Genomic DNA, 11,529 nt, shown 5'->3' on the forward strand with positions numbered 1-11,529 from the left:
AGAGAGAACATTAAAGGGGATCGACCCTCAATTAAATAAAGGTCGATCCCCTGATTTCAGTAGTTAAAACCAGAATCATAGCGCTCCGCATTGCTGCGACAGTCTAAGCGATTTTCTCGCTTAGCCCAACCTGATGTGCGCCGAATCGCACAGGAGATTTCGGCGGGGATGCTTACGGCAACTTCATCGGGATTCAGCCCTCCGTTGCGTTCGTCACCACCCGCGACCTCTATTTCTTGGTGGATATTCATATGTCTTGTTGCGAGTATAGCGGATGCGCCTGCGTCCGTCAACGTATTATGGTGATCGATGATAAAACGTTTTCCCAAAAATAAAAACGTTTTATCGATTATTAACATCACAACTGTTTCCATAGCCCGTGAAAACAAAATCGCCAAAACGTCTCACATTTTCCAGTCTTAGATACGGCACAGCCCCACAATTCGAGAAAAATTTAACAAGAAAAGATTTCGCTGATGCCCGCTGGTATAGTCCTTTCATGAAAACGCTCAATTTTGCGTCAAGAAAGGGATTGCAAAAGCCCCGTGATAACGGCATACTAGCTCTTGGGGATTCATTTCGTGGGCAATTTCTGCACATTATTCTCATTATTCCGTGTAGAGGGACCCACACCCAAATATTATTTAGGAGGCGACAAACAATGGTCGGAATCATTCTTGCTAGTCACGGGCAATTCGCCGCTGGCATTAAGCAATCCGGTCAAATGATCTTCGGTGAGCAAGAGAAAGTCGAAGCTGTTACTTTCATGCCCAACGAAGGACCAGATGATCTGAAAGCACATCTTGAAGAAGCCATTGCGAAGTTCGATGCGGACGACGAAGTGTTGTTCCTAGTCGATCTGTGGGGCGGTTCACCATTCAACCAATCCAACGGTTTGTTCGAAGCACATAAGGACAAGTGGGCAATCGTTACAGGTCTGAACCTGCCGATGCTCATTGAAGCTTATGGCTCGCGTCTGTCGATGACCTCAGCACATGAGATTGCAGCACACTTGGTAGAAGCAGGACGTGACGGGGTCAAGATCAAGCCTGAATCGCTTGAACCAAAACCTGCTGCCGCAGCTGCACCAGCTGCCAAGGGTGGTAACGCTGGCCGTCCAGGCAGTCTCGAATACGTCCTTGCACGTATCGACTCTCGCCTGCTGCACGGACAAGTTGCAACGGCTTGGTCGAAGTCAGTTAAGCCAACGCGGATCATTGTTGTTTCTGACAACGTTGCTCGCGACAAGCTTAGAAAGCAATTGATCACCGATGCTGCTCCTGGTGGCATCCACGCGCATGTTGTTCCAGTTGATCAGATGATCAAGATCGCCAAAGACGACAAGCACTTTGGCGGTGAAAAAGCACTGCTATTATTCGAAAATCCTGAAGACGCGTTGCGTGCTGTCGATGGTGGTGTGCCACTGAAGGAAATCAACGTCGGTTCTATGGCGCATTCCGCAGGTAAGGTACAACCAAACAAAGTGTTGGCATTCGATCAAGAAGATATCGACACCTTCGGTAAGTTGAAGGCTAAGGGCATCAAGTTTGATGTTCGTAAGGTCCCAACCGATTCCGCAGAAAACATGGATAACATCTTGAAGAAGGCTCAAGACGCCTTGAACGCTGCCAAGTAGTGATTTAAGCGTTTTGCCGCTTGTTTATATTTTTACCCAGGAAAAAGGGAGGATACTACAATGTCTTTGAACTTCATTCAAATCATCCTAGTCCTCATCGTTGCGTTCCTGGCTGGGATGGAAGGGATTCTTGATGAATTCGAATTCCATCAACCAGTTGTTGCGTGCACGTTGATTGGCTTGGTTACAGGTAACCTAGTGCCATGTATCATCTTAGGTGGTAGCTTACAGATGATCGCCTTAGGTTGGGCGAACATCGGTGCCGCTGTCGCACCTGACGTTGCCTTGGCTTCTGTTGCATCTGCTATTATTCTTGTCCTTGGTGGCCAAGGTAAGGCGGGCGTTTCTGCCGCCGTTGCGCTGGCTGTGCCGCTGGCTGTTGCCGGCTTGTTGCTGACGACCTTAGTTCGTACCGTTACCACTGGTATTGTTCATATCATGGACCATGCCGCTGAAGAAGGTTCGTTCACAAAGATCGATATCTGGCAATGGATCGCGATCTGCTTACAGGGTCTGCGTATTGCCATTCCTGCAGGGTTCGTCCTTGCTGTTGGTTCCGGTCCTGTTAAGGCAATGCTTGATGCAATGCCGACTTGGTTAGTTGATGGCCTGTCCATTGGTGGTGGCATGGTTGTCGCCGTTGGGTATGCGATGGTTATCAACATGATGGCAACCGCTGAAGTATGGCCATTCTTCGCGATCGGCTTCGTGCTTGGCACGGTTACCGAAATCACCCTGATTGGTCTTGGTGCAATCGGTGTCGGCATGGCCCTCATCTACTTGAACCTGTCCAAGATGGGCGGTTCCGGTTCCTCCGATGGCGGCGCAAGTACCGGTACAGGTGATGCCGTTGGCGACATCATCGACAATTATTAGAAGGAGGTAGAACACAATGGCTGATCAGATCAAATTAACTAAAAAAGATCGTTGGGACGTCTGCTGGCGTTCGACCTTCCTGCAAGGTTCTTGGAACTATGAACGTATGCAAAACGGTGGCTGGGCTTACTCGCTGATCCCTGCCTTGAAGAAGTTATACACGACTAAAGAAGACCGTGTCGCTGCTTTGAAGCGTCACTTGGAATTCTTTAACACTCACCCATACTTGGCTTCCCCTGTTATTGGGGTTACCTTGGCCCTCGAAGAAGAACGTGCCAATGGTGCTGCCGTTGACGACGTTACGATCCAAGGTGTTAAGATCGGGATGATGGGTCCTCTGGCTGGTGTCGGCGACCCTGTCTTCTGGTTCACCGTTCGTCCAATCCTTGGTGCTTTGGCCGCATCCATGGCGATGTCTGGCTCGATCATCGGCCCTATCATTTTCTTCGTGGTTTGGAACATTATCCGTATCGCCTTCCTGTGGTACACCCAAGAATTCGGCTACAAGGCTGGTTCGAAGATTGCCGACGATATGTCTGGTACCTTGCTGCAAGATGTTACCAAGGGTGCTTCCATCTTAGGTATGTTCATCTTGGGTTCTCTGGTTGAACGTTGGGTTAACGTTAAGTTCACCCCAACCGTTTCTGATGTTAAGCTCGACAAGGGTGCCTACATTGACTGGAACTCCCTGCCATCTGGCGCTAAGGGTATCCAAAAGGCTTTGCAAGACCAAGCTGCTGGTTTGTCTTTGAGTAACCACAAAGTAACGACCTTGCAACAGAACTTGGATTCCTTGATCCCAGGTCTTGCCGGCTTGCTGGTTACCTTCCTGTGCATGTGGTTACTGAAGAAGAAGGTTTCACCAATTATCATCATCTTCGGTTTGTTCATTGTTGGTATCGTCTTCCACGTTCTCCACATCATGTAATCAGTTCTGCGAAGATTTTGCGACTCGGGCACTCGTGTCCGGGTCGTTTTTTGTACCAGAGTGAAGAACCCAGAGCGGAGTGGTGCGCACTTAGCGGGTCGGGTAGCCTAGCTATCGTGGTTGGGGCGTGCTTTGCCCCGAGCACGATAGTGTAGCTAACCGCACCCGCGTTGCACCACGCAGCTCGACGAAAAAAACCAGAGCGGAACAAAGCGGTTTTAGCGAATGGCTCGAGATACAAAAAATAGACCTAAGGCCGACGTGTGCCGACGTGTGGGTCTGGTATAATGTAAACAGAATAAGAGGGGAAACGGTGATTATCAATGGTCGAATCAGTTGTCGCTAAAGTTGAGTCGTTGAATTCCAAAATTGAATACGAGACCAAAGGTACCAGCTACATGGGGCTGGGCGATTATGGTAAGATCATGATCGGTAACCACGGTTTCGAGTTTTACGATGACCGCAATATCAAAAACTACATCCAGATCCCATGGAACGAAGTCGATGTCATCATCGCTTCGATCATGTTCGGAGGCAAGTGGATCCCACGTTTTGCAGTGCGCACCAAGAAGAGTGGGACTTACACGTTTTCTGCGCATGACCCTAAGGCGGTGTTGCGAGCTTGCCGGGAACATATCCCGGCGAAAAACATCGTCCGGTCGCTGAGCTTCTGGCAGGTGTTGAAGCAGGCCATCAAGAACTTCCCGGCGTTTATCCGCAACTTCCCCAATACGATCAAGAGTATTGGCAAGAAGAAGGCACGTTAGGAATATTTTGCAAATCAGGCGTGTGTCGCAAGGCACACGCCTGTTTTTGTATATTGCGCAAAAATCATGCGCATCCTTTGTTGTGTGAAGGGACGGATTACGGTTATCGGGATGCGTAAAATGCCAAAATATTGCGCTGTAAATTAGCTCAGACTGCCAAAGATGTGGCGAGAAAGTCAAAAATCATGGGTTATGTTGGCGGAATGACGACAGTTCTGCAACCGCATTCTTCATACAATAGAAGGGTAAATAGGCGGGCATCTCCGTAGCGATGCCACGCAATCATAGGCAAGCAGGAGGTAATTATGACGAAGCAGGCAATCAGTGTCGATATCGGCGGCACTGCAATCAAAATGGCGCGCATTGATGCGCATGGCAAGATCCTCGACAAGTGGCGGATCGATACGAACACCAGTGATTCGGGTGTACATATTCCGGAAGAAATTGGCGACGCGATCGCCACACATTTGGAAGACGTTGATACCGAGTCTCTTGCTGGTATCGGCGTCGGGGTTCCCGCTCCGATTTCGACAGATGGGTTCACGGTCGTGCGGGCGGTCAACCTCGGGTGGCACGAGCTACCGTTGCGCTCGAAGCTGGAACAGCGCTTCAAGTTGCCGGTGACGCTACTCAATGACGCCAATGCAGCGGCATTAGGTGAAATGTGGCAAGGCGCCGGTCGCGGCACCCGTAGCATGATGTTTGTGACATTGGGTACTGGCGTTGGTGCGGGAATCATTCTCGATGGTAAGATCATTAATGGCGCGCATTCATCCTGCGGTGAGGTTGGGCACATTCCGGTGCGCTCTGATGAACATCGTGTCTGTGGATGTGGTAACATCAATTGCCTTGAAACCTTCACTTCGGCCAACGGGATGGTCAAAACGATGCAACGTATTCTCAAGGATGCAGGTGTGGCAGACCGCGGCGAATTTACCACGATCGATATTTTCCAGTGGCTGGCTGACGGCGATCCGTTGGCCAAGCAGTGCGTCGACGAAACCGTCGACTATCTAGGATCGGCCATGGCTGGTGTCTTCAACACGATCGACGTTGAACGTTTAGTGATCGGTGGCGGATTATCCGAAGCCGGTGACGCGTTGATGGTGCCGTTAACGGCGGCCATCGACGAGCATGTGTTCCCGCAGATTCGCGAACATTACACGGTCAGCCGCTCAGGATTAGGCAATGACGCAGGGATTTTTGGTGACGCGGCAACATTTTTGATGAAATAGTGGGAGAAAAGTGTGGCTACGGTCGCACTTTTTGCTTGTCTGAAATTTCGAATTCGTGTTAGGGTAAACTTAACACGAAGGAGGATATCACCGCATGGATGAACTGTTTGAGAAAGCACCAGTGCCCAAGGTGTATATGCAACTGGCGCTGCCGGTGGTGTTGGGCATGGTTGCCAGCATGGTTTATAACCTTGCGGATACCTTCTTCATTGCCCAAACTGGCAACGCGGATCTGGTGGCCGGGGTCGCCTTGGGGACGCCGCTGTTTTCGTTTATGTTGGCGATCGGCGACATCTTTGGACTCGGCGGATCAGCGCTGATCTCACGGCTGATGGGGAATCACGATTACGCGCAGGTGCGGCGAGCCAGTAGCTTTTGCTTGTACGCTGCGATCGCGTTGAGTTTGGTGATTACGGCGTTGATGCTGATTTTTGAGACGCCGTTGTTGACGTTACTTGGGGCCACAGCGGCGACGCGTGAATATGCCGGTGCGTTCTACCGGATGCTGGCGATCGGGGCAGTTTTCATCATTGTATCTTTGGTGCCAGGGAACATCATTCGGACAGAAGGTCTTGCCAAACAGTCGATGATCGCGACCATTAGCGGCACGGTGCTGACGATCATTTTGGATCCGTTGTTCCTGTTTGGCTTCCACTGGGGTGCCGGCGGGGTCGGGTTAGCCAATGTGATCGGCTACGCCTTAAACACGAGCTTGTTGATTTACTTCACGCACCGCAAAGCGCAGTACCTCACCATAACCCCGAAGCTGGCGCATGTATCAAAAGGCGCGCTGTGGGCGATCATTGCCATCGGGATCCCAGCATCACTGACGAACTTCATGCAGAGCTTTGGCACGACCTTGTTGAATCAACATCTGTCCGCATATGGTGCCAATGCGCTTGCCGCGATGGGGATCGCACAAAAAATTTATATGGTCATAACGCTGATCATGGTTGGATTTGCCTTCGGTGCTCAGCCACTGATCGGTTACAACTATGGCGCACGTAACCACAAGCGGCTGAAAGCCATCCTGCGATATGATTTCAAGGTGGAGATTATTTATGCTGTGATTGGGGCTGCAGTGTTGATGCTTGCCGCTAAGCCATTGATAAGGCTGTTTATGTCTGATCCCGAGATCGTCGCGATGGGTAGTGAGATGCTGCGAGCCTTGTTGATCACGACGCCGTTTATCGGCGCAATCCTGGTTTACACCACGGTTTTCCAGTCTACCGGGGAGTCGCTGGGCGCGTTGGTCATGGCGATCTCGCGGCAAGGCGTACTATTTGCCGCAGCAATGTGGGTGCTGGCGCCGCTTCTTGGCTATCACGGCGTCATCTGGTCTCAACCGGTCGCTGATTTGGCGACGTTTATTGTTGGTTGGGCGCTGTATCAAGGTAGCAAACGCTTGCGATAGTAAATTTACGGGAACGATGCAGAGACGATAACTGTCTCCGTATTTTAGTGGCTTATTTTCTAAAAAGTTAGCCGTGCGAATTCTTTGCAATCGATTATATCTCATGAGGCAATGGTTTCAGGAGATGGGAAGGGCGTTGGTTGGCCGGTTCTACAGATGCCCTTTGTACCTCCAGCACACCAGTGAGGCCGTCCACAGTTTCCTGATCCTAGGAGGCTGGATCTCCAATTCCAATAACGACCGGCTCCAGGTGGGTTATCAGCTACCACCAATCGGAGTAAATGGATGCACAACCACTTGGTGACAAGTGAAGCTTGTCTAAGCGTCGTAATCCGAAACGTGGTGCAAGCAAATGTAGGATTTAGAGGAGCAATGGTTAGGACCGGCAGCGTCGCGGCGCATTCAGGGTACACAGAGCTACGCTAGAGCAAGGAGGATCGCACGCAGCAGCTGCAAACAGGCACCGTCAATTTTGATGACGTATATCGTCAAAATTGACTACCTCGAAATGCTTCTTTAAGTGCGCTTTTCCTCCAGAACTCACCTAAGCGAAAAAGCAAACTTAAAACAGCTTATTTGAGTTACCCATAAACACCAGCCACGATGCGGAGTCCGTACCGTGGCTTTGGTGTGTCTGCAATCGGATCCTCTGGAGATTGACGGTATGCAATTTATGTCATGCATTTATTGTCTAGTACATACTTCCTGAGACAAAGATAACAAAATATGTGAAGCTTTTTAATCAAATAGTGGCAGTGTTGCACCGAATTTCAAATTATACTGAAGGCAATAAAGTCAATTGGGAGGCAATTATGACGAAGCAGGCAATCAGTGTCGATATTGGCGGCACGGCAATCAAAATGGCGCGCATTGATGCGCATGGCAAGATCCTCGACAAGTGGCGAATCGATACGAACACCAGCGACTCTGGGGTGCATATCCCAGCAGAAATCGGTGACGCGATCGCCGCACACCTGGCAGATGTTGACACCGAATCCCTTGCAGGTATCGGGGTTGGAGTTCCGGGACCGATCTCGACAGACGGCTTCACCGTGGTGCGGGCGGTCAACTTGGGTTGGCACGAGCTACCGTTACGCTCGAAGCTGGAACAGCGCTTCAAGCTGCCGGTGACGTTGCTCAATGATGCCAACGCAGCCGCGCTGGGCGAAATGTGGCAAGGTGCTGGTCGCGGCACCCGCAGTATGATGTTTGTCACCTTAGGCACCGGCGTTGGTGCCGGCATCATTCTCGATGGTAAAATTATCAATGGCGCGCATTCGTCTTGCGGTGAAGTTGGCCATATTCCCGTGCGTTCCAATGAACACCGAGTCTGCGGTTGCGGCAACATCAACTGTTTAGAAACCTTCACCTCAGCCAACGGGATGGTCAAAACGATGCAGCGCATCCTTAAAGATGCAGGGGTGGCAGACCGTGGAGCGTTTACCACGATCGACATTTTCCAATGGCTGGCTGATGGCGACTCGTTGGCCAAGCAATGTGTCGACGAAACCGTCGATTATCTGGGCTCGGCTATGGGCGGTGTCTTCAACACGATCGACGTTGAACGCTTAGTGATCGGTGGCGGATTGTCAGAAGCCGGTGACGCGTTGATGGTGCCGCTAACGGCGGCGATCGACGAGCATGTGTTCCCGCAGATTCGGGAACACTACACCGTTAGCCGTTCAGGATTAGGCAACGATGCCGGTATTTTTGGCGATGCAGCAACGTTTTTGATGTAAAAAGGTTTGCAATACTGCTTTATTGTTGTGTGGATGAAAACTGCATGTCTTATTCCAAGGATGCAGGATGTATATAAGCAAATCTGACTAGTATAGTAATGATCCAGATGGAAAATATGATAAACAACATTTGGTCATAGCATGTTTTGGTAGTGCCTAAATAATTAGACACTACTTTTTTTGATTTGTCATAATTATTATGACGCGTTTTCTATTGATCTAATAAGTTTGAATAGTGATTAACTTGAACGTCACTTTCTCAACTTCTCAGCTTTAACAGATTTCGAAATAATTGTGCTAAATCAATTAGCGATTAATCGTGTTAAAATAGTGTATGAAGCGCTTACGTTGTTGAGGAGGAATTTCATGAAATTTACACTTAAAAACTTTGTGTCTGGAATTATTACGGATGACATTGCGACGACGAGGGTTACGTTTTCGGAGCCAACGATTGTCTACTTTCTAGAGGGCAATTATACAGTTACAGTTGACGGCAAGAAGAGCCAGTTTACGTCTAATCACTTCCTTCTCTTAAATGTTGGCGAAGTCGCCAATATTGAGGCTCACGATTCTATTAGTATGGTCCTTCAGTTGAGTTTTAGACTTTCTGAGATCAACGATATATTTGAAGTGGACCAGTTTTATTTTGAAACGAAAAGTAATCGGGTACTACACGATGAAGAATTGTCTGCAATAATTATATCCTTATTAAAGGCCGTACTTTCTCAGGATCGTCAATTGCAGATGGTTGCGATTGGCAAGAGCTATGAATTGCTGAATCTTCTGGTACTTGAATTTGCTGAAGTAAAGCCAGTCAGCAATGATCAAGTGCTTCGAATCAAGCGTTATATCGAAGCGCATTACGCTGAGACACTGAACCTGAAAAAAATTTCTGGCATTTATTATATGGAGCCAAGTTATTTTTCACGCTATTTCAAAAAGAATATTGGTGTCAATTTTAAGGACTATCTCACAAATATCAGGCTTAACCATGCAGAGCTTGAACTTCAACGACCTGACCTGTCGATTGCACAGATTGCGCTAGAATGCGGATTTAGTAGTTTATCAAGTTTTAATCGATCATTCAAGCAAAAATTCAACTTAACACCTTCACAGTATCGTGATAGCCATGCACATCTGAAAGTACAAAGCATCGAGAAGAAGCCGATTGATACAGCCATGATTCAGCGGGCAAATGTGCTGTTAGCAACATATTCCAAAAGATTGGATGCTCGTTCAAGTGTAGAGCTACATATTTCTGAACAAAAGATGGCTACGAAGATGGCACCGAAAATTGCAATGATTTTAAATTTCGGAGAAATTCAGAACCTTGAGCGGGTGGATTGGAAAGAACATTTACGAAAATTAATTCAAACGACGACTTTTAAATATGCACGGCTTCAGTTCACTATTGAGTCGCTTGAAACCATCGACGATTTTACTTTGAATTTACTAAAACAAGTCATCGATGAATGTATGGTGAAAGGGGTGATTCCATGGTTAACATTCAGTTTAAATGAGGATAGTATTTCTCAACGTACCCTCGATGGGATGACTTTGATGTGCCGCTTTATTGCAGATCACTTGGCAGTGAATGTTGTGAGTCAGTGGCCGTTTGAGGTGCAAAGCTCTAGTGGCCGTATAACAGAAAAATTAGTTCTGACGTATAAAAAGGTGAAAGCTACATTGCGTAAAACGTTGCCCGGTGTACAAGTCGGTGGACTAGGTGAAAATGTTGTGCTTGTTCCTGAGGGTGCTGGGCGATATGAACATCTTGTTGATTTTATAACATTAAGAACTTGTATTCCGGTTAGCAGTCGTCTGGGGACATTTAATTCTATATTGCGTGCAGGACGGCAACAACTGATTGATTTTTTTGAAGATAATCAGTGGCCAGCAGACAAATCTATTTTTTTGACTGAATTAGGTATTGATACTAAACAAACGAATTACCTTCAAGATAGCTTATTTGTTGGTGCGTACTTTATGCAACAAGTGATGGCAGTCATAAGATGGATTTCTGGATGTGGATCTATACTTGGGTCGGATTCTTTCGGCGCTCGGTCTCAGTTAGCTAATACATTAAGCGCAGGAAAAGGGATGATTACGGCTAACGGGTTGACTAAGCCCAGTCTGCAAGCAGTTAAATTTATCAATGAATTTTCCGGAACAAGTCGTTTTGTGCAACTCGATCAGAATTACTATGCAGGATTTATTGATACGGATGTGTATGTTCTGGGCAATAACATTCGCTATCCGCTATTAACGGATAATTTTGATTTATCCAATCCGCGACTCGTGAATGAACGTCTGCCAGAGGGCACAGTCAATGTTAGTGTGGTCTTGGATGATATTGCATCAGGAAGCTATGAGATTCGAATGTTTCAGTGTCGTGGGGATATATTGTCTAAGTGGGAGAAGTTTGATTTTTATCAAGAACTTCGTAACTCTGATATTGGATTAATGGCACAGACAAGTGACGTTGACGTCTCGCTTAATATTATGAGTGCAAAGAATCATCGATTGGCATTGAAATACACAGTTGGGCCAAATAATTATTTTATTATTCATGTTCGAAAGAAAAACGAAATCTTGGACTCATAAGATCCATTAGCGCTTTTTGCAATAAATGCTTAGCATTATATGACTACTTTGTAGCAGCAGTTGGCATCGCTTACAAAAAATGGCGAACGAATAGCAAAAAGAAAATGGTTATAAACTTTTCCGATGTCTATGATGAATAATATTGAGAGTGTAGCGGTCATAGCTAGGAGGGGTTAACGTGGAACAAATCAACCCAAATATATCCTGGATTATTCACCTCGGTATTTGGGACATGAAATCGCATCTGGCCGGTCTGAAAGCAACGTTTGGAGCGTTGCGAATACTGACTGAGCGGAGAAGTTGGTGATCGATGCACCACGAACAGACCGA

8 protein-coding genes and 1 riboswitch are annotated in these 11,529 nt (G+C 47.7%); all 8 genes read left to right on the top strand.

Annotated features, from left to right (window positions below; translation table 11 throughout):
* Positions 1-70 precede the first annotated feature (70 nt).
* Positions 71-240: riboswitch (Lysine riboswitch) on the bottom strand.
* A gap of 421 nt (positions 241-661) precedes the next feature.
* Positions 662-1,636, top strand: a complete 975-nt coding sequence (locus ACYVRB_RS11945) for a mannose/fructose/sorbose PTS transporter subunit IIA (protein WP_461215634.1) — start codon at positions 662-664, stop codon at positions 1,634-1,636.
* Positions 1,637-1,696: 60 nt separating this feature from the next.
* Positions 1,697-2,512 (top strand): PTS mannose/fructose/sorbose transporter subunit IIC, encoded by an 816-nt coding sequence (locus ACYVRB_RS11950; RefSeq protein WP_461215635.1) that lies wholly within the window; start codon positions 1,697-1,699, stop codon positions 2,510-2,512.
* Between the two features lie 16 nt (positions 2,513-2,528).
* On the top strand, positions 2,529-3,440 hold the full coding sequence (locus ACYVRB_RS11955) for a PTS system mannose/fructose/sorbose family transporter subunit IID (protein WP_461215637.1): 912 nt from the start codon (positions 2,529-2,531) through the stop codon (positions 3,438-3,440).
* Between the two features lie 323 nt (positions 3,441-3,763).
* On the top strand, positions 3,764-4,207 hold the full coding sequence (locus ACYVRB_RS11960; RefSeq protein WP_461215639.1) for a DUF956 family protein: 444 nt from the start codon (positions 3,764-3,766) through the stop codon (positions 4,205-4,207).
* A 305-nt stretch (positions 4,208-4,512) separates the two neighbouring features.
* Entirely contained in the window at positions 4,513-5,442 is a 930-nt protein-coding gene (locus ACYVRB_RS11965; RefSeq protein WP_461215641.1) for an ROK family protein, read from the top strand.
* 94 nt (positions 5,443-5,536) lie between these two features.
* A complete protein-coding gene (locus ACYVRB_RS11970) occupies positions 5,537-6,856 on the top strand; it encodes an MATE family efflux transporter (RefSeq protein ID WP_461215642.1) in 1,320 nt (439 codons plus the stop codon).
* A gap of 812 nt (positions 6,857-7,668) precedes the next feature.
* Entirely contained in the window at positions 7,669-8,595 is a 927-nt protein-coding gene (locus ACYVRB_RS11975; protein WP_461215643.1) for an ROK family protein, read from the top strand.
* Positions 8,596-8,961: 366 nt separating this feature from the next.
* Positions 8,962-11,199 carry a helix-turn-helix transcriptional regulator gene (locus ACYVRB_RS11980; protein WP_461215645.1) on the top strand — a complete coding sequence of 746 codons (2,238 nt, stop codon included), beginning with the start codon at positions 8,962-8,964 and terminating at the stop codon, positions 11,197-11,199.
* The last annotated feature ends 330 nt before the right edge of the window (positions 11,200-11,529 follow it).

Source organism: Lacticaseibacillus boliensis, from assembly GCF_054784775.1.